The sequence below is a fragment of the Streptomyces sp. Y7 genome, from assembly GCF_043195415.1.
Taxonomy (GTDB): Bacteria; Actinomycetota; Actinomycetes; order Streptomycetales; family Streptomycetaceae; genus Streptomyces.
Genome location: NZ_JBIDDQ010000002.1, coordinates 453,974 through 472,079, shown reverse-complemented (window position 1 = coordinate 472,079; position 18,106 = coordinate 453,974). Strand labels below are relative to the sequence as shown.

Genomic DNA, 18,106 nt, shown 5'->3' with positions numbered 1-18,106 from the left:
ATGAACCTTCCGTGGGATGAGCTACCGGGAATGGCTGTCTGTCAGAGAGGCGATGGGGCGGGCGGGTGCCAGGTGAGGATCCAGCCGGCGGTCAGCACCGCCGCGCCGCCTGCCAGGGCGATCGCGCCGCCTGTGCCGGTGCCTGCGGCCACCGAGCCGAAGCAGGCCGGCCCGATGCCCTGCAGCGTCATGCTGCCGGAGCCGAGCAGACCGAAGGCCTGGCCCTGGCCGTCCCGCGGCAGGGCGTCCAGGAACGGCCGTTGCAGGCCGAGACCGTAGGCCAGTCCGAAGCCGCAGAGCAGCAGCAGACAGGACGAGACGCCCACTCCGGGCTCGGTGGCGAAGCCGACCAGCGGCAGTCCCGTCAGCGCGATCAACGGGACCACCAGTCGCTCCCTGGTGGGTGGCCGTAGCAGTCGACCCACCAGGAGGTCACCGACAAGCATGCCGACCGGCAGACAGCCCATCAGCACCGCGTACCAGCCGGGCCCGAAGTGGCGTCCTCCCGCGTAGGCGACGATCAGACCTTCCGCGCCCGCCACGAACGCGGGCGGTAGCCACTGGGCCAGCATCAGCCGTCGTACCGTGTGTCCGCGCAGCAGCAGGCCGGCACCGTGCAGGCTTGCCCGGACCGCCCCGCCGTCGCCGCGAGCCCTGCCGGGTGTGCCGCCGAACTCTCCCGGCTCCAGCCGGGGCAGCCGGATGCGGATGGCGAGCGCGCAGCCGAGGTAGAGGGCGGCGCTCACCGCGAGCGCCCGGTGCGGGCCGAGTACCGCGACGACCGCACCTCCCAGCGCAAGACCGAACAATTGCGCACCGGAGGAGGCGAGGTTGTTCAGTGAACGGCCCAGCACATAGGCGTCGCCCTTCAGCCACTGCGCGACCAGCCGACTCGACGCGCCGCCGAACACCGGTGTGGCGAGGGCGACCAGCGCCATGACGCCGAGACTTGCCGCGATCGGCATCCGCACCAGGGCGAGCAGCAGGGCGGCGGCGCACTCCAGGGCGTAGCCGCCGGCGATCAGCGCGCGGGGCGGCAGTCGATCGGCCAGTGAGCCCAGCAGCAGCGAGCCGAACAATTGCGGGAGAAAGCCGATGCCGAAGGCCAGTGCGCTCAACAGCGCTGAGCCGGTGGTCGCGAAGACCAGCACCGAGAACGTGGTGATCCGCAGCGAGCCCGCAGTGATCGCGACGGCGCGGGTCGAGAAGAGCAGCCGGAACCGCGGCTCGGCCAGCACTTCCCGGTAGGTGGCACGGTGGTTGCCCTGCACGGGTTCGGCGGTTGGGATCATGTCGCACACCCTCGTCGTGCGCTCATACCACTCACCAATGATTCGTCGCTGGACGAATCGAAACGGACGTCCGGAGGTAGCATCGCAGGGTGCTCCGCTTCGAAGTCTCCGTCGAGGACCTGCTGCGCAGCCGCTTCGCACTGTCGCCTGCGCTGGACCTCTGCTTGCTGCTGCGCTCGCTCTCCGGCCTGGACCGGCCGCTGCCGCGAGCCTGGGCGACCCGGCTCCTTCCGGCCTTCGAGCGACTTCGCCGCGAGACCGAACTGGACGCCGCCCTCGCTCTGCAGGCCCCGCAAGGCGGACCGAACTTCGTCGCCCCGCCTCCGCGCGGCCTCAGCCAGACCTGGGCAGACGACTTGGCCATGATTCGGGCCACACCCCTGGAAGCGGCCCGCCACGAATTCGCCGCCACCGTGACCGGCCCGTCCGCCCGTGATCCCCGCGTACGCGCAGTGCTGGACTCGCCGGACGCTGTCTCCAGGATCGCCGAGGCGATGGACCAGGCGTGGCACGAGCTGCTCGCCGCGGACTGGCCGCAACTGCGCGCGATCTGTGAGCGCGATGTCGTGCACCGGGTGGGTGTGATCGGCGAACACGGCTGGGCCACGACCATCGAGGGCCTGCACCCGGGCATCGCCTGGCGCGCCGGCGGTATCGAGATCGGCTTCTTCCGAGGCGGAACAGTCCGCCTCGCCGGCGACGGGCTACTGCTGATCCCTTCGGTCTGCGTCGGGCATATCGCCGCACACCTGGATGACCCCTGGCCCAGGACCTTGGTCTACCGTGCACGCGGCACGGCCGCCCTGTGGGGCGAACAGGAGACCGTCCCCCAACCGGACGCGCTGACCGCTCTGGTCGGCCGGTCCCGAGCCCGGCTGCTGCTGGCGCTGGACGCCCCGGCCAGCACCAGCCACCTCGCCCGAAGCCTCGCCATGGCTCCCGGCGCGGTGGGAGACCACCTCGCCATTCTGCGAGGCGCGGGGCTGCTCGTCCGCGCCCGGTCCGGACGGTCGGTGCTCTACCGACGCACCCCCCTCGGCGAGGCGCTGGTCGCCGGTTCGGGCTGAGCTCTCAGAGCAGCACTGCTTTTGAGGCGCGGCAGATGATCGCGCGACCGGGAGTGAGGAGGGCCGCTCCGACGCCCCCGTACGCCGGGTACCGCGGACGGACGTACGCCGGGTCCGCGGTCAAAGGCGAGACGCGAACGGGCCCCGGCGGGGGAGCCATCCCGCCGGGGCCCGGTCGTCGCCGTTGGTGCTACGGCTTCTCCTCCGTGTAGAGCGCGCTCACCTCCTCGGCGGTGAGGGCCTTGTCGTAGGCGTGGACCTCGTCGACCGCGCCGTTCCAGAAGTCGACGTCATTGCCGCCCCACTGGGCGCGGCCGACGGACAGGGAACCGGTGCTGGGGTAGGCCGCGCCGCCGGTCGCGGTCGCCGCCGGCTTGCCGTCGACGTAGAGCGCGATGGTGTTGTCGGCGCTGTCGCGGACGCCGACCAGGTGGTACCAGCGGCCCTTCTCCGGCGTGGTCACCAGACGTGCACGGCTCTCGCCCGGGGTGCTGAAGGCGAACGCGCCCTGCCCGTACTGGAGGTAGAACGGGCTGGTCTGGCGGCGGGTGTCCTGGCTGACCGCGGTGGCGTAGTTGCCGGGGAGCTCGTCGAGCCGGACCCAGGCGGACACCGAGTAGCTTCCGGTGGTGTCGAGCACCGGTCCGTCCGTCTCGGCGTACTGGCCGTTGCCGTCGAACTTCAGCGCGCTGCCGCTGACTCCGGGCGTCCAGGTGGTGCCCGTGGAGAGCGTCAGGGGCTTGGCGTTCGGGCCGTCGTCCTTCGCCGTGGTCCCGGTGCCCTCGTCGAGGGCCCAGTGCCCACCGCCCTTGAGCGGCTGGCGCTCGCCCGCGGCGGCACCGGCCGCGACGACCTTGCGGTTGATCTCACGGACCCGGACCGGGTCGACCTTGATCTCCCGACGGTCGTACGTGTACAGGCCGTTGAGCTCGTTCTCCAGGTCGGAGATCTGGGTGTAGATCGAACCGGACAGCTCGGCTCCGGCCTGGTCGAGGTAGAACTTCTCGGTGTTCTCGACGTACTTGCGGGTCAGCGCCTCCTTGTCGTTGACGCCGCTGTAGATCACCGTCGGCGCGCCCGGCCACATGTGCCCGGGGGTGCGCAGGGTGAAGCCGCCGTGCTCACCGTCCATCGCCGCCCGCTTGTCGTCGGGGAACGGCGGGTCCTCGTTGTTGTAGTCGTGGTGGTCGATGATGTCGCCCTTGCCTGAATCGCCCTTGGAGTTGCAGCAGTTGACACCGCTGTGGGCGTTGACGACACGCGACGGGTCGGCCTCCTTCACGGCCTCGGCGATCTTGCCGGTCTCCGTGCGGTCCCACTCGCCCCAGCCCTCGTTGAAGACGATCCAGCCGATCACGGAGGGCGCGTTGTGGTGCTCGCGCATCATCTCCCGGCCCTGGTCGACGAAGGCGCGCCGCCCGGTCTCGTTCGTGATGTTGCCGGAGACGAAGTCCTGCCAGACCAGCAGGCCGAGCTTGTCCGCGTGGTAGAACCAGCGCGCCGGCTCCACCTTGATGTGCTTGCGCACGGCGTTGAAGCCGAGCTCCTTGTGCGCTTTCAGATCGAAGGCCAGGGCCTCGTCGCTCGGTGCCGTGTACAGGCCGTCGGGCCAGAAGCCCTGGTCGAGGGTGGCCAGGGAGAAGACCGGCTTGCCGTTGAGCACCAGCTTCTGGAAACCGCCGACCTTCGCGATGCCTATCTCGCGCATACCGAAGTAGCTGCCGACCTTGTCGGTCGACCTGCCGTCGGTGAGCTTGACGTCGAGGTCGTAGAGGTAGGGGTCGTCCGGGCTCCACAGGTGCTGCTTCGCGACCGGCAGCCGCAGCTGCTTGTTGGCCGGCCCGCTGACCTTGCCGACGACGTTGCCGCGCTTGTCGCGGGCGACGGCCTCGACGCGGGCCCCGGCGGACGCCTTGTCCGACTCCACCGTCACCGCGAGGCTGCTCGTGTCGATGTCGGGCGTGGAGACAACGTTATCGACCGCCGCGTTCGCGACGGGCTCCATCCAGACGGTCTGCCAGATGCCCGACGACTGGGTGTAGAAGATGCCGCCCGGGTTGGTGGACTGCTTGCCCATCGGCTGGTCCGCGCCCCCGGTGTCGGTGACCGCGACCACGACCTCCTGGGGCCCCGAATCCTTCAGCGCGTCGGTGATGTCGGCGCTGAACGCGTCGTAGCCACCGGTGTGTTCGGCGACCTTCGTGCCGTTGACGAAAACGCGGGCCTGGTAGTCCACGGCGCCGAAGTTCAGCTTCAGCCGGTTGCCCTTGCCGTCCTTGCCGACCTTCCAGTCCTTGGGGACGTTCACCAGCCTGCGGTAGAACATGTGGTCCTCGTGCCGCTCAAGGCCGGAGAGCTGCGACTCCACCGGGTACGGCACGACGATCTTCTCGTCGAGGTCCTTGCCGAACACCGGCTGTTCGCCCGCCTCGGCACCGCTGAACTGCCAAGGGCCGTTCAGGTTCCTCCACTTGGAGCGCACCTGCTGCGGACGCGGGTACTCCGGCAGCGGGTTCCGCTTGTCGACCTTGTCGCCCCACTTGGTGGTGAGCCGGTGGGTGGAGGCGTTGTCCGCGTAGCGGATGACCTTCGGCACGGTCTCGCCGCCCGAGGTCAGGCCGCCCTCGCCGTCGTAGGTGACCCGCACCTGCTGGTTCTTCTGGATGGGTTCGGCGAGCGTCACGAGCAGGGAGTTGCGGTCCGCGGGGTCGACGGCGACCGACTTCAGGGGCATGGCCGTGGTGTCGGCCTCGACCTTCAGGTGGCCCTTCACCGCGGCGAGGTCACCGACCCTGCCCTCGAAGCGGGCGCGCAGACGGCGTCCGTCCGCGGCCACGGACATCTCGACCGGGTAGACCTCGAAGCCCTCGGGCGGCGTGAACGCCGACATCGGCACGAGCTGCTTGGACAGGCCCGGGCCCGCCCAGCGCAGGAACATGTTGGAGCCGCCGAAGTCCTGGAACATCTCCAGACGGAAGTCGTGCTTCTCGCCGGCGTTCAGCCGGATCGCGGCGCTGGTCTGCTCCCGGTCCCAGTCCGGCTCCCAGTGGTCGATGACCGGCTCGCCGTCGATGTAGAGGCGGAAGCCGTTGTCGCCGATGGCGTAAAAGGTGTAGTCGCCGGTGGCCGGTGCCTCGATCCGGCCCGTCCAACGGGCGGTCGTGTGCTCCGTCTTGCCCGTGAGCTCCTGGAAGGTGCTGGTCAGACCGGAGAAGTTGATCTGCGGGTCGAGCAGCGTGCCACCGAGTTCGGCGAAGTCCCGGGCGCCCGGGGCCGACATGCTGAAGTACTCGCCCTTCAGGCCGTGCACCTCGACATCGGCTGCTTCGGTGGAGAGCGCCGAGGCGCTGCCGGTCGGTTCCGCTGCCGACGCGGTGGCGGCCAGACCGCTCGGGGGCACGACGAGAGCGGCCGTGGCCAGCAGCGCCCAGAGTCTGGTCCGTGTGCGGGTGTGTTGTCTTGTCATCGAACCTTTCCTTGCACGGGTGCCGCGGACCGGGACCGGTCGGCTGGAAGGACCAGGCCGCCGGAGTGACGGAAGACCGGAACGGACGCGGTCGGGCGGTTCTTTCAACGTTGGAAATCTTGCGCCAGGCGAAATGACAGCACGGCCCTCGACCGCTGTCCAGACCTCGCGCACCACTCGGTCACCCACCCTCACGGGCCTTGTACCGAAGGCGACTTACGGACTCGACCCTCCGCGGCATTGACATGCCCGCAACCCATAACGATGCTGCCGGAGAGCTGTTCCATCGATGGAAAGCGGGGCGCCGAGGTGACCATGGATTGTCCGCGCCGGTACACGGGCGTCGTGGCCGTGCTGTTGTCCGGCGTCCTCGCCGCCGTGCTGGCCCTGACGTCCGCCGAGCCCGCCCGGGCAGGACAGACGACCCTGCGGGCCGCGGACCCGAGCGTGCTTCGCGTCGGTGGCACCTACGTCTCGGTGCAGTCGGCCGGTGGCGGCATCGTCGTCCGGCAGGCTCCGTCGACGGACGCTCTCGCGAGCGCGCCCGCCCGGCAGGTCTGGTCCGACACCCGCGACCGCGGGGAGGTCTGGGCTCCCGAGATCGTGCGGGACGGCGGCCGCTACTACATCTACTTCTCGGCAGGTCGCGGACCGGCCCACCGCATGTACGTCATCAGTTCGGCCGTCGCCGACAGCGGATACACGGCCGAGAGCGAACTGGCCCTGCCGGACGGCAAATGGGCCATCGACGGGACCCTGTTCACCTTCAACGGGCAGCGCTGGTTCGTGTGGTCCGGCTGGGCCGGCGACACCAACGTCGAACAGAACCTCTACATCGCCCGGATGAGCAGCCCGACCACCCCGACCGGCGCGCGCCACATCATCTCGCAGCCCCGGGAGAGCTGGGAGCGGGTGGTGGGCAACCCGTTCATCAACGAGGCACCCGAGGCCATCAAGGACCCCAACGGCCAACTGCACATCGTGTACTCCGCCAACGGCAGCTGGAGCGAGCAGTACTGCCTGGCGGACCTGCGGCTGCGTGCCGGGGGAGACCCGACGTACGTCTGGGACTGGTACAAGTCCAACGGCTGTCTCTTCGGCTCCAACCGCGGCACGATGATGGCCGGCTGGGACCCGACGCTGCACGTCAACGGCCCCGGCCACCACAGTTTCGTCCTGCTCGACGGCGACATCGGCACGAGCCCGCCGGCCGGCCCGAGGTTTCCGCTGATGTTCCACGCGGTCCCCAAGGGAACGCCGTACGCATGGGAGAACCGGTACTGGTACACCGGCACGTTCTGCTGGTGGGGCAACACCACCTACAGCCGCGCCAACGTCCCCGGCCCGAACACGGACACCGGTTGGAGCCTGAAGTTCTTCGAGTGAGGACCGGCGTCGCGTCGCCGTGGCCCGTTCAGAACCTCGGCGCCGGCGCCTGGCTCTCCACCATCCGGGCCGCCTCCTCCGGCGTCGCGACGGACGGCGGGGAGCCCGCCAGCGGCTGACCTGCCGTCTCCTTCATACAGGCCACAGCGATCACGCCGACCACGGCCGCGGCCATGACGTAGTACGCGGGCATCAGGTCGGTGCCCGTGACGGAGATCAGGGCCGTGATCACCAGGGGCGTGGTGCCGCCGAAGAGGGAGGCGGAGAGGTTGTAGCCGACGGACAGGGAGCCGTAGCGGACCTGGGTCGGGAACAGCGCCGGCAGGGTCGGGTACCCCATCGGTCACCTGTGTCTCACGGCTGGGCGGGAGTCACCTGTGTCTCACGGCAGGGCGGGAGTCACCCACGCCTCACGGCTGGGTGGGCGCGAGGAGGGCGGTCACCCGATCCGACTCCGGCTCTCGGCTCTCAGGTCGCCTACGAGTGAGCCACCACCTCGCCGGCCGTCACCTGCGGCGGGACGGGGAGCAGAGCGGCCAGGCGGTCCCGTACGAAGTCCCTCGCCCTGTCGGTCGACTCCTCGGCGCCGGACCGGTCCTGGAACACTCCGGTCGACACCATCACGCCGCCCCCGGCATCGACCCAGTAGTAGGCCACGAATCCCTGGACCTGGCGCAGGAGCGGTACGAACTCCTCGTTCACCCGGCGCCCGGCCTCGGCCGGATCGGTCACGCCTTCGTACCGCCGGACCACTGCGTACATGGCTGCTCTCCTCGTGGATCGTGGGGCCGTGATCTGCGTGGTCGGCGTACCCGCCGCGGGCCGTGCGCTGTGCGCGAGCCCGGCGTAAATCACTGGAAAAGGCCCTCATGGTGGTCCGAACGGGGGGAGGCAGGGCGGGCGCCGGCCGGGGCCGGAGGGAAGAACTGCGCCGAAGGCTGCGGGCTGTCCGCCTACTTGGGTGGCAGGCCCGCCGCGAAGGCGCGTCCCTCGTCGACCCAGGCGCCCAGCGCCTCGTCCTCCGTGACCGCACTGCCGTCCACCACGACCCAGCCGCGCATCGGACGACCCGTCATGTCGAAGATCCGGGCTCCCGGCCGTGCCAGGGCTGCGTCCGTCGCATCCGGGCCGACCCTGACCATGAGGTCGTCGCCGGTGACGCCGACGGCCATGTTGCCGCGGTGCAAGAACGCCAACCCGCCGAACATGCGTTTCTCGCTGATCTCCGGGTCCGTGCCCAGCCGTTCCCGGATCCGCTCGGCGAGTCCTTCGTCGTACGCCACGTCTCACTCCTGTTCCGGGTTCCCCTGCTTCACGAGGCGTGCTTCCAGATCCCGAAGGTCCTTGACGAGATTGCCGCGTACCTGGCGTGCGAGCAGCGGGGCGGCGAGTCTGTAGAAACCACCCTCACCGCCTCGGACACGGATGCGGGCGAGGGTGCCGTCGGGGTGGGGCTCGAAGCTGTACGTGACGTGCATCGGCATCGGACCCGCCACCGAGACCATGTCGAGCAGCCCGGGCGGGTCGTACGCGGCGACCCGCAGCACATAGTCGATGCGGCGTCCCAGGAAGTGCGCCGTCCGGGTGACTTCGGCCCCGGCACCGAAACCCCCGGCGTCCGCCTCCCGGGTCAGCTCGGCCGTGCGGATCCCCTGGGTCCACTCGGCGTCGTGCCGCCAGTCCATGGCGTACGCGGCCACCCGCTCGCGCGGGAACGGGATGGCCCGCTCGGCCGTCACGTCGATCGTCATTGCTTCACCTTCCTCGCTGCCGCCCGGCGCCACCACCCGGTGCGCTGTGGATGCTTGCGGCGGAACGCCGAGCACCGCCTGGGCGGCCCCAGGCGCGGGCGCCGGGTGGGGAACGCGGATGCCGGTCACCGCGCATGTTCTTTCCGAGGGCTCCCGGCGGTCAGCCGCTCCACGCGGGATTCCGCCCGCTGGCTCCGAGCGCCTGGTGGAAGGCCGGTGCGTCGGCGGGTACGGGCACGGGCGGGCCGAAGGCGCCGTTGGCCCGGGCCTGCTCGGCGATCTCCTCGACCGCGCTCAGCACGAGCTGCGCGGTCTCGTCGCCGAGGTCGAACGGGCGGCCCGTGGCGCGGGCCAGATCCCAGCCGTGCAGGGCGAGTTCTTCCAGGGTGATCGTGGCGGCGAAGCCGGCCGGCATCTCTCCCGGACCGAAGTGGGTGGTGCCTTCGTACGCTTCGGGGGCGGACCAGGCAGCCGCGGCTGTTTCGGCGCACCGGGCCACGGTCTGCGCCGACATGCCCGGAACGGCCCCCTCGCCGGGCTGTGGCTCCTTCCGCGCGGCCCGCGTGGAAGAGGACAGCGTCTGACCCAGGTGGTCGAGCAGTTCGGCGACGGTGAACTTCTCGCAAGGCGTGCGGTTGCCGAGCTGTTCGACAGCAATGCCGGAAGCCGTCGCCGTGACGACCTCGGCGCACTCGCTCAGGGCGGAGTGCAGCGTGTTGTGCGGGGCGGTCATGGGGTTCACGGGGTTCTCCCTCTCCCGCGCCGGTGCCTGCGACCCCGGCGAGGTGTGTTCGGTGCTGTGTGCGTGCGTGGTACTGGGTGGCGCGGTGCGGCGTCGCTTCTCGGCCCGCTTTCCCGACAGGAGGGGCCTGCGCCGGCCGGGCATGTCTCGGGTTCTGCGTCAGCCCGTGAAGAACGGGGCGGGTTCGCCCGTCTCGGCGTACGCCTTCAGCTGCGTGAACTTCGTCGCCCAGCCGTAGGTGAAGTCCCGGTAGGCGTCGTCGACGCCGGGGAAGCCGCTGTGCGTGAAGCGCAGCGTCACGTCCCCGTCGGGGCGGGCCAGGATCTCGTAGGTCTGGACCGTGTCGGTCCAGGGGCCGTTCTCTCCGGTGAGGACCAGCCGCTTGCCCGGCTCGGCCTCGGTGATGTGCAGCCGCCAGGGTTCCTCCACGCCGGGGAAACGCAGCTCGTGCGCCCCACCTACGCCCTGCTCCGCGGCTGCGGTGGTGGTGAACCAGCCGTGGATGCCGTCGGTCGTGGAGATCGCCGCGTACACGGTGTCCGGGTCGGCCGCTATGTGCAGCTGCATCGAGATGTCCGCCATGGCGGGTGCTCCTCACTTCAGTCCTCGTTCGCTTTAGTCGAGACTAAAATGAAGCGCTTCGGATGTGCAAGCTGTAGCGGACGCTAAAATGAACTCCATGGATGCGGTACGGGCGGTGGCCGAGCCGAGACGGCGCGAGATCCTGCGTCTGGTCTGGGACGCAGAGCTGTCCGCGGGTGAGATCGCGGAGCGGTTCGACGTCACTTTCGGAGCGGTCTCCCAGCACCTCAAGGTGCTCAGGGACTCCGGCCTGGTTACGCTGCGCCAGGACGGCAAGAAGCGCTTCTACCGGGCGGACCGGGAGAACATGGGCCCCCTCGCCGACTACCTCCAGTCCATGTGGGCCGCCAGGATCGACACTCTCGCCGAGCTGGCGGAAGCGGCCGAGCGGGACGGGCGCCAGGATCGGGACGGGCGTCAAGAAGGGGCGAGTTCGTGAACGCAGGCGTGGTGATGGTCGAGCGGCTGATCGCAGCTCGGCCCGAGACGGTGTTCTCCTTCTTCACCGACCGGGACAAGTGGCTGTCCTGGATGGGCCGTTCCGGCGAGTTCGTCTTCGAACCGGGCGGCGCCTACCGGACCAACGTCACCGGCGAGAACGTCGCCGAGGGCCGCTTCATCGAGATCGACCCGCCGAAGCGGCTCGTCTTCACCTGGGGCTGGGCCGAGGGCAGCATGCCCGTACCGCCCGGCTCGACCACGGTCGAGATCACCCTCGAACCCGTCCCCGAAGGGACGCTCCTGCGCCTGCACCATCGCGGCCTGCCCTCCCCGGAGGCGTGCGCCGCGCACGAGGAGGGGTGGACGCACTACGTGGACCGGCTCGCGACGGCCGCGCAGGGCGGCGATCCGGGGGACGACGTCTGGATGTGACCCTGCGGCGCGGTCACCGTTGCTGTAGGGCAGCGGCCGTCAGTCGCTCTCGCGATCCAGGACGCGGCGGGCGGCCTCGGCCTCCGCGGCCGGCGGTGACAGTTCGTCGAGGGTGTCGAGTTCGTCGTCCGCTTCCAGTTCGCGTTCCCATGCCGCCGCAAGGCGTTCTTGCTCCTGGCGCGGCTTGGCACCGACCGCCTCACGCTGCTCCGGGTCCAGGGCCGTCAGGAATCGTGCGACCGTGTCGGTGGGCATACGGTGCTCCTTGCTGCCAGAAGGGATGCCGCCTCGCCCCAGCATGGCTGAGCACCCCGACCACGCGCCGCCCGACACTTCCGCGGACCACCCCGTTGGTCTCTTCGCGGCGGACCGTGAACCGCGGACCGTGAACCGCGGACCGCGGACCGCGGACCGTGAACCGCGGACCGTGAACCGCGGACCGCGGACCGCGGACCGTGAACCGCGGACCGCCGGCGACGGTCAGCTCTGCGCCACACGATCCCGACGCGGCCCTTCCGTGCTCTCCCGCAACACCAGCCGATGCGCCACCACGAGGTCCTGAACCGACCGCACCCCCGTCGAGGAGGCGTCCGCCGAAGAGTTCCCCGTGGCCTCGTCCATCCGGCGTTGAAGGAGTTCCACGGCGACCTGGGCGACCGCCGCCTTGTCGGGGGCGACGGTGCTGAGCGTGGGGACACTGAAGCGTCCGGCCTCGACGTCGTCGAAGCCGACCACGGCGACCTCCTCGGGGACCCGGATGCCGTGCTCGTGCAGGGTGCGCAGCGCGCCCAGCGCCAACTGGTCGTTGAGGCACAGCAGCGCGTCCGGGCGGGCGCCCTCGCTCAGTGCCCGGGCCACCGCCTCGGCGCCGTCGGGCATCCGGAAGGACTCGACGGGCAGGAGGGCCGACGGATCGTAGGCGACGCCGGCCTCCGCGAGCGCGGCACGGTAGCCGCGGGTCCGGGCCTCGGCGGTGCCCAGGCCCGCGTCGCTGCGTCCGCCGATGACCAGGATGGAACGGCGGCCGAGGCCGAGCAGGTGCTCGGTCGCCTCCCGTGCCGCCTTCTCGTTGTCGATGGCGACGTGGTCGGCGCCTTCCTCCAGTAGTTCGCCGATCAGCACGGTGGGCGGGGAACCCGCACGGTCACGCAGGTCGTCGGGGGTGAGGGCGAGCGGGCTGAGGATGACGCCGTCGACGAAACTGGACCCGAACCCGGTCAGTGCCGCCAGCTCGTGATCGCGATCCGCGCCGGTCTGGTGGATCAGCACCGTCAGGGAGCGCCGTTCCGCCTCGCGGATGACGTGCCGGGCGAGTTCGGCGAAGTACGGGACGTCCAGTTCGGGGATGACGAGGGCGATGATGCCGGTGCGGCCCTGGCGCAGATGACGGCCGGCCAGGTTCACCTTGTAGCCGAGTTCCTCGATGGCCTCGCGGACGGCGCGCCTGGTCCGGTCGGAGACGTGGGTGTAGTCGTTGATGACGTTGGAGACCGTCTTCTCCGACACACCTGCGAGCCGCGCGACGTCCTTGATCTTCGGTCGTGCCACCGGAACCCTCCCTGCCCCTCGGAGCTGCCGAGTTTATGTCCCGGCAGGTCGCGGATCCGAAGCCGGATCGGAAGCGAGTCCGCCCGGCCTGACGGGCCCTCGTTTTCCGGCCGCGCCTCCAGGCTCTTTACAGCCAATGTACATCGATGTAAAAACTAGCCATCGCATCGGCTCGACCGGTGCGCCCCCGCCTGACCCAGGCGGTGGAGCACCCTCTCCACGGGTGGTCCACCGTCGGTCCGGCATGCGTGTCCGGCCGTCGGAAGGTCCGCGATGTTCACCCGCTTCTCCGCCTCACCACCAGCGCCCGCACCCGATGCGGCAACTGGTCTCACCCGTCGCCGGCTGCTGCGCGACGGCACGGCAGCCGCAGGTGCCCTGCTCGCTGCCGCCCCGCTGTCCGGCTGTGCCTCACCGGCCGCCGCCGACGCCTCGGCGCTCAGCGTCTGGGACCTGTTCCAGGGCGGCGACGGCATGCTGATGGACGACATGATCAAGGCCGTCTCCCAGGGACCCAAGGGGTTCGAGGTGGAGCGGACGATCCTGGACTGGGGCCCGTCGTACTACACCAAGCTGGCCATGTCGGCCGCCGGCGGCCGGGCCTCCGACGTGGCGATCCTGCACCTCTCCCGGCTGGCCGGCTACGCGCCCGGCGGCCTCCTCGACCCCTTCGACCTGGACCTGCTCGCCGAATTCGGCGTCACCCAGAAGGACTTCGCGCCGGCCGTCTGGGCGCGGACGCAGCACGACAGGACCGTCTACGCCGTCCCGCTCGACGTCCACCCCTTCATCGTGTTCTACGACAAGGAGGCCGCCGACAAGGCAGGTCTCCTCGACTCCTCCGGTGAACTCGCCCCGATGGGCTCCCCGGAGGCCCTGCTCGACGCGGGCAAGGCACTCGCCGAGGCGACCGGGCAGAAGGGCATCCTGTTCGGTCACGTCACCGACACGGCCCAGACCTGGCGGCAGTTCGCCGCCTTCTACGCCCAGACCGGCGCCGCCTTCACCCTGCCGGACGGCGGGCCGCCGCAGATCGACGTCGACGCCGCCGTCCGCGTGGTCACCTTCATGCAGCAGCTCTTCGACGGCCGCACCAACCCCAACAACCTGGACTACAACGGCGCGATGGCCGGCTTCATCGGCGGCCGCGGCGGCATGATCATGCTCGGCGAGTGGGAGCTGCCGACGCTGAAGAAGTCCGGTATCCCGCTGGGCGCCGCCCCCTTCCCACAGGTCTTCGACCAGCCGGGTGTCTACACGGACAGCCACAGCTTCGTCCTCCCGCATCAGGACGACCCCGATCCGGCGAGGCGCCGCCAGGCCCACCGGTACGTCGCGGAGATGGTCAAGCAGAGCCTCACCTGGGCCACCGCCGGTCACATCCCCGCCTACCAGCCCGTGCTCGCGGAACCCGAGTACGCCGCCCTCGACCCGCAGTCCTCCTACGCGGACGCCGGAGAGGTGGCGGTGCTCGACCCGCCGAACTGGTTCGCCGGCGCCGCCTCGAACTTCCAGAACCGGATGTGCCAGCCCCTCCAGGCGGCACTGCTCGGCAACACCTCCGCCGAGAAGGCGGTCCGCCAGATGGTCCGCGAGGCGGACACGCTGCTCCGGCAGCCCAACCCGGTGGCCTGACGAGCAGAAGGAGTGACCCACGTGACCACCACCGCACCCCCCGGCTCCGACACCGTGACCGGCGCGGCCGCAGGCCGCCCCGCCGGCCTGCGCCGCATCGGCCTGAAGACCGGCCGGACCGCCCAGGGCCCCGGCCTCGTCTTCGTCCTGCCGTTCCTGCTCGTCTTCGCCCTGTTCCTGGTGTGGCCCATCGTGCACGGGCTCTGGATGAGCTTCACCGACAGCTCACTCACGCTGCGCGACACGGCCTTCGTCGGCTTCGACAACTACGCCGAGGCGTTCGGCGATCCGGACGTCTGGAGCAGCCTCGGCAACACGGTCGTCTTCACCGCCATCTCCAGCGTCCCGCTGGTGCTCATCGCTCTGGCGATGGCCCTGCTCGTGCACAGCGGCCTCGCCGGGCAGTGGGCGTGGCGGCTGGCCTTCTTCGCCCCCTACCTGCTGCCCGTCACCGTGGTGACACTCATCTGGACCTGGCTCTACCAGCCCGAACTCGGCTTCGCGAATCAGCTCCTGGACACCCTCGGCATGGCGCCCGTCGGCTGGCTCTCCGACGAAGCCGTCGCGATGTGGTCGATCGCGGCCCTCACCGTCTGGTGGACGGTCGGTTTCAACTTCCTGCTCTACCTCGCCGCTCTCCAGTCCCTGCCCTCGACCTACTACGAGGCGGCGGCGCTGGACGGCGCCGGAGCCTGGCGGCGCCTGTGGTCCATCACCCTGCCGCAGCTGCGCCGGACCACCGCGCTCGTCGCGATGCTGCAGATCCTCGCCTCGCTCAAGGTGTTCGACCAGATCTACATCCTCACCAAGGGCGGCCCCAACGCCTCGACCCGCCCCGTCCTGGAATACGTCTACGACGTCGGCTTCACCGGTTACCGGCTCGGCTACGCCTCCGCCGTCTCCTACCTCTTCTTCGCCCTCGTCATCGTCGTCTCGCTCGTGCAACTGCGTCTCTTCCGCCAGGAGGACTGACCGTGTCCGCCACCGCAACGCCCCTCCGCCCGCGGCGCCGTCCCCCATTGGCCGCTGCCCAACCCTCCCTCGTCCTCGGACACGGCCGGCTGCCGCGCGTCCTGGCCGGCACCGCGCTGGCCGTCCTCGCCGCCGTCTGGCTGCTGCCGTTCGTCTGGGCGGTCGCCACCTCGGTGCAGAGCGAGCAGGACGCGGCCTCACCCGGCCTGTCCCCGATCAAGGGCGCCTTCACGACCGAGGCGTACCGGCAGATCCTGGAACGCGGGAACGTCACCGTCTGGGCCTTCAACAGCTTCCTCATCGCCGGCCTCGTCACCCTGATCACGGTCGCCGTCTCCACGCTCGCCGCGTACGGCTTCTCACGCGGCACCTTCCGCGGCCGCCGGACCCTGCTCGCCGTGACGGTCGCCGCGATCCTGGTGCCGCCGCAACTGCTCGTCGTCCCCCTCTTCGAGCAGATGCTGCTGTTCAACCTCGTGGACACCTACGCGGCGGTCATCCTGCCGCAGGTGGTCGCGCCCATGATGGTCTTCATCCTCAAGCGCTTCTTCGACGGCATCCCCCGTGACCTGGAGGACGCGGCACGGATGGACGGGGCCTCGGAGTTCCGGGTGTTCCTGTCGATCGTGCTGCCGCTGTCGCGCCCGATCGTCGCCGCCGTCGCGATCTTCGTCTTCATCGGGGCGTGGAACAACTTCATGTGGCCGTTCATCGTCACCAACGACCCGGACCTGATGACGCTCCCCGTCGGCCTGGCCACCGTCAAGGACGCCTTCGGTATCCAGTACGCCCAGTCCATGGCGTCCGCGCTGCTCGCGGCGCTGCCACTGATCGTGGTGTTCCTCTTCTTCCAGCGCCGCATCGTCGACTCCGTCGCCACCACCGGCCTCGGCGGCTCCTGACCTCACCCCTCGCCCTGACCACAGGCCGGCGGTCACCCCGCCGACTCTCGATCCACTGGAGCATGTGTGCCCACCCCCTCCGTACCGCGCCCGGAGTACCCGCGACCGCAGTTCGTGCGACGCGACTGGCTCAACCTGAACGGCGCCTGGCAGTTCGAGACCGACCGAGGGGACAGCGGGCTCGAACGCGGCCTGCCCGGCCGCGAGCTGCGCGACGAGATCCTCGTACCCTTCCCGCCGGAGTCCGAGCTGTCCGGCATCGGCGACACCGACTTCCTGGAGGCCGTCTGGTACCGGCGCGTCCTCACCCTGCCCGCCGACTGGGCCGGGCGCCGCGTACTGCTGCACTTCGGAGCCGTCGACCACGACACCACCGTGTGGGCCGACGGGAAGGAGGTCGCCCGGCACCGCGGCGGCTTCACCCCCTTCACGGCCGACCTCGGCGACATCGCCGGCAGCGGTGAGGAGGTCGTCATCACCGTCCGGGCCCGCGACCCCAAGTCCGGACCGCAGGCCCGCGGCAAGCAGGCGATCCAGTACGCCAACCACGACTGCAACTACACCCGCGTGACCGGCATCTGGCAGACCGTCTGGCTGGAGCCCGTCCCCGATCTGCACCTGCGGCGCCCCCGCATCACCCCCGACCTCGCCGGCTCCGCCTTCCACCTCGAACTGCCGATCTCCGGCAACCGCCCCGGCCACCGGGTACGGGCCGTGCTCAGCGACGCCGGCGGCGAGGTGACCCGCGCCGAGGCACGGGCGGACCTGGACCTGGCCCCGCGCCTGCACCTGCCCGTTCCCGAGGGCCGGCGCCGCGAGTGGGGCCCCGAAGACCCGCACCTGTACGACCTGCGGCTGGAACTCCTCGACGCGGACGGGCAGATCGTCGACAGCGCCGAGAGCTACGCGGGTCTGCGGGCCGTCGGTCTGCGCGGCAAGGCCGTCCTGCTCAACGGACGCCCCGTCTTCCAGCGCCTGGTGCTGGACCAGGGCTGGTATCCGGACGGACTGATGACGGCGCCGACCGACGAGGCCCTCGTGCGGGACATCGAGCTGGCCATGGCGGCGGGCTTCAACGGAGCCCGGCTCCACCAGAAGGTGTTCGAGGAGCGCTTCCTCTACCACGCCGACCGCCTCGGCTACCTGGTCTGGGGCGAGTTCGGCGACTGGGGCTGCGAGGTCGGCGGCTCCTCGGGCGACAACCAGCAGCCCGACGCGTCGTACGTCGCCCAGTGGCTGGAGGCCGTGGAGCGGGACTACTCCCACCCCTCGATCATCGGCTGGTGCCCGCTGAACGAGACCTACCAGAAGCTGCACGACCGCATCACCCAACTCGACGCGGTGACCCGCGCGATGTTCCTGGCCACGAAGGCCATGGACACCACCCGGCCGGTGATCGACGCCTCCGGCTACGCCCACCGGGTCGCCGAGACCGACATCTACGACTCACATCACTACGAGCAGGACCCCGAGGCGTTCCGTGAGCTGATGTCGGGGCTGGCGAAGGACGCCCCGTTCGTCAACGCCCATGAGAGCGGCGCCCCTTACTCACTGCCCTACGGCGGTCAGCCGTACTTCGTCAGCGAGTTCGGGGGGATCTGGTGGGACCCCGAGGCGGCCGTCGCCCAGTCCGGGGAGGACCGCACCGAGTCCTGGGGCTACGGCGAACGGGTCCGCGACGAGGAGGAGTTCCACACCCGCTTCGCCGGCCTCACCGGCGTCCTGCTCGACGACCGGGACATGTTCGGCTACTGCTACACCCAGCTGACCGACGTCTTCCAGGAACGCAACGGCATCTACCGCTTCGACCGCGGCACCAAGCTCGACATCGACCGCGTCCGCGCCGCACAGCAGCGCCCGGCGGCGATCGAGGAGGAGGACAGGGACTGA

At 70.3% G+C, this 18,106-nt stretch carries 17 protein-coding genes and 1 pseudogene; 8 read left to right on the top strand and 10 right to left on the bottom strand.

Annotated features, from left to right (window positions below):
* Positions 1-41 precede the first annotated feature (41 nt).
* The gene (locus ACGFW6_RS08080; RefSeq protein WP_393505861.1) at positions 42-1,292 is read right to left on the bottom strand and encodes an MFS transporter; all 1,251 of its coding nucleotides are present in this window, start codon (positions 1,290-1,292) and stop codon (positions 42-44) included.
* A gap of 89 nt (positions 1,293-1,381) precedes the next feature.
* Here ACGFW6_RS08080 and ACGFW6_RS08075 point away from each other — a divergent pair, with 89 nt between their 5' ends.
* Positions 1,382-2,359, top strand: a complete 978-nt coding sequence (locus tag ACGFW6_RS08075; protein ID WP_393505858.1) for an ArsR/SmtB family transcription factor — start codon at positions 1,382-1,384, stop codon at positions 2,357-2,359.
* 190 nt (positions 2,360-2,549) lie between these two features.
* On the opposite strand, the gene ACGFW6_RS08070 is transcribed toward ACGFW6_RS08075, so the two are convergent.
* Positions 2,550-5,825: a LamG-like jellyroll fold domain-containing protein gene (locus ACGFW6_RS08070; RefSeq protein ID WP_393505856.1), complete on the bottom strand. Its 3,276-nt coding sequence runs from the start codon at positions 5,823-5,825 to the stop codon at positions 2,550-2,552.
* Positions 5,826-6,140: 315 nt separating this feature from the next.
* On the opposite strand from ACGFW6_RS08070, the gene ACGFW6_RS08065 reads away from it, so the two are divergent.
* Positions 6,141-7,211 (top strand): glycoside hydrolase family 43 protein, encoded by a 1,071-nt coding sequence (locus ACGFW6_RS08065; RefSeq protein WP_393505854.1) that lies wholly within the window; start codon positions 6,141-6,143, stop codon positions 7,209-7,211.
* Positions 7,212-7,239: 28 nt separating this feature from the next.
* On the opposite strand, the pseudogene ACGFW6_RS08060 reads toward ACGFW6_RS08065, so the two are convergent.
* From ACGFW6_RS08060 to ACGFW6_RS08035, 6 genes and pseudogenes are all read right to left on the bottom strand, one after another.
* A pseudogene (locus ACGFW6_RS08060) lies at positions 7,240-7,536 on the bottom strand (MFS transporter); the annotation flags it as partial.
* 152 nt (positions 7,537-7,688) lie between these two features.
* The gene (locus ACGFW6_RS08055) at positions 7,689-7,973 is read right to left on the bottom strand and encodes a hypothetical protein (RefSeq protein ID WP_393505852.1); all 285 of its coding nucleotides are present in this window, start codon (positions 7,971-7,973) and stop codon (positions 7,689-7,691) included.
* 191 nt (positions 7,974-8,164) lie between these two features.
* Complete coding sequence (locus ACGFW6_RS08050) at positions 8,165-8,494, bottom strand: TfoX/Sxy family protein (protein WP_393505851.1); 330 nt, start codon at positions 8,492-8,494, stop codon at positions 8,165-8,167.
* A 3-nt stretch (positions 8,495-8,497) separates the two neighbouring features.
* On the bottom strand, positions 8,498-8,962 hold the full coding sequence (locus ACGFW6_RS08045) for an SRPBCC family protein (protein WP_393505849.1): 465 nt from the start codon (positions 8,960-8,962) through the stop codon (positions 8,498-8,500).
* A gap of 160 nt (positions 8,963-9,122) precedes the next feature.
* Positions 9,123-9,695 (bottom strand): TIGR03086 family metal-binding protein, encoded by a 573-nt coding sequence (locus tag ACGFW6_RS08040; RefSeq protein ID WP_393506963.1) that lies wholly within the window; start codon positions 9,693-9,695, stop codon positions 9,123-9,125.
* Between the two features lie 168 nt (positions 9,696-9,863).
* Entirely contained in the window at positions 9,864-10,286 is a 423-nt protein-coding gene (locus ACGFW6_RS08035; RefSeq protein WP_393505847.1) for an SRPBCC domain-containing protein, read from the bottom strand.
* Between the two features lie 97 nt (positions 10,287-10,383).
* Between ACGFW6_RS08035 and ACGFW6_RS08030 the strand changes: the two genes are divergently transcribed.
* Both ACGFW6_RS08030 and ACGFW6_RS08025 read left to right on the top strand, forming a co-directional pair.
* Positions 10,384-10,725: an ArsR/SmtB family transcription factor gene (locus ACGFW6_RS08030; protein ID WP_393505845.1), complete on the top strand. Its 342-nt coding sequence runs from the start codon at positions 10,384-10,386 to the stop codon at positions 10,723-10,725.
* On the top strand, positions 10,722-11,159 hold the full coding sequence (locus ACGFW6_RS08025; RefSeq protein ID WP_393505843.1) for an SRPBCC domain-containing protein: 438 nt from the start codon (positions 10,722-10,724) through the stop codon (positions 11,157-11,159). Before ACGFW6_RS08030 ends, ACGFW6_RS08025 begins: the two co-directional genes overlap by 4 nt.
* 39 nt (positions 11,160-11,198) lie before the next feature.
* Here ACGFW6_RS08025 and ACGFW6_RS08020 read toward each other — a convergent pair whose 3' ends face one another.
* Both ACGFW6_RS08020 and ACGFW6_RS08015 read right to left on the bottom strand, forming a co-directional pair.
* Positions 11,199-11,414, bottom strand: a complete 216-nt coding sequence (locus ACGFW6_RS08020) for a hypothetical protein (protein ID WP_393505842.1) — start codon at positions 11,412-11,414, stop codon at positions 11,199-11,201.
* Between the two features lie 225 nt (positions 11,415-11,639).
* The gene (locus ACGFW6_RS08015; protein ID WP_393505840.1) at positions 11,640-12,707 is read right to left on the bottom strand and encodes a LacI family DNA-binding transcriptional regulator; all 1,068 of its coding nucleotides are present in this window, start codon (positions 12,705-12,707) and stop codon (positions 11,640-11,642) included.
* Between the two features lie 273 nt (positions 12,708-12,980).
* Here ACGFW6_RS08015 and ACGFW6_RS08010 point away from each other — a divergent pair, with 273 nt between their 5' ends.
* The 4 genes from ACGFW6_RS08010 (at position 12,981) to ACGFW6_RS07995 (ending at position 18,106) form a co-directional block, all read left to right on the top strand.
* Positions 12,981-14,342: an extracellular solute-binding protein gene (locus ACGFW6_RS08010; protein ID WP_393505838.1), complete on the top strand. Its 1,362-nt coding sequence runs from the start codon at positions 12,981-12,983 to the stop codon at positions 14,340-14,342.
* A gap of 21 nt (positions 14,343-14,363) precedes the next feature.
* Entirely contained in the window at positions 14,364-15,314 is a 951-nt protein-coding gene (locus ACGFW6_RS08005; RefSeq protein ID WP_393505836.1) for a carbohydrate ABC transporter permease, read from the top strand.
* 2 nt (positions 15,315-15,316) lie between these two features.
* Positions 15,317-16,216 carry a carbohydrate ABC transporter permease gene (locus tag ACGFW6_RS08000; RefSeq protein ID WP_393505834.1) on the top strand — a complete coding sequence of 300 codons (900 nt, stop codon included), beginning with the start codon at positions 15,317-15,319 and terminating at the stop codon, positions 16,214-16,216.
* Positions 16,217-16,282: 66 nt separating this feature from the next.
* On the top strand, positions 16,283-18,106 hold the full coding sequence (locus tag ACGFW6_RS07995; RefSeq protein ID WP_393505833.1) for a glycoside hydrolase family 2 protein: 1,824 nt from the start codon (positions 16,283-16,285) through the stop codon (positions 18,104-18,106).

Bases quoted from the DNA above. Each gene is read 5' to 3' on its own strand.
- ACGFW6_RS08035 (WP_393505847.1), bottom strand. From the start codon at position 10,286: ATGGCGGACATCTCGATGCAGCTGCACATAGCGGCCGACCCGGACACC.
- ACGFW6_RS08055 (WP_393505852.1), bottom strand. From the start codon at position 7,973: ATGTACGCAGTGGTCCGGCGGTACGAAGGCGTGACCGATCCGGCCGAG.
- ACGFW6_RS08080 (WP_393505861.1), bottom strand. From the start codon at position 1,292: ATGATCCCAACCGCCGAACCCGTGCAGGGCAACCACCGTGCCACCTAC.
- ACGFW6_RS08030 (WP_393505845.1), top strand. From the start codon at position 10,384: ATGGATGCGGTACGGGCGGTGGCCGAGCCGAGACGGCGCGAGATCCTG.
- ACGFW6_RS08010 (WP_393505838.1), top strand. From the start codon at position 12,981: ATGTTCACCCGCTTCTCCGCCTCACCACCAGCGCCCGCACCCGATGCG.
- ACGFW6_RS08020 (WP_393505842.1), bottom strand. From the start codon at position 11,414: ATGCCCACCGACACGGTCGCACGATTCCTGACGGCCCTGGACCCGGAG.
- ACGFW6_RS08045 (WP_393505849.1), bottom strand. From the start codon at position 8,962: ATGACGATCGACGTGACGGCCGAGCGGGCCATCCCGTTCCCGCGCGAG.
- ACGFW6_RS08040 (WP_393506963.1), bottom strand. From the start codon at position 9,695: ATGACCGCCCCGCACAACACGCTGCACTCCGCCCTGAGCGAGTGCGCC.
- ACGFW6_RS08065 (WP_393505854.1), top strand. From the start codon at position 6,141: ATGGATTGTCCGCGCCGGTACACGGGCGTCGTGGCCGTGCTGTTGTCC.
- ACGFW6_RS08070 (WP_393505856.1), bottom strand. From the start codon at position 5,825: ATGACAAGACAACACACCCGCACACGGACCAGACTCTGGGCGCTGCTG.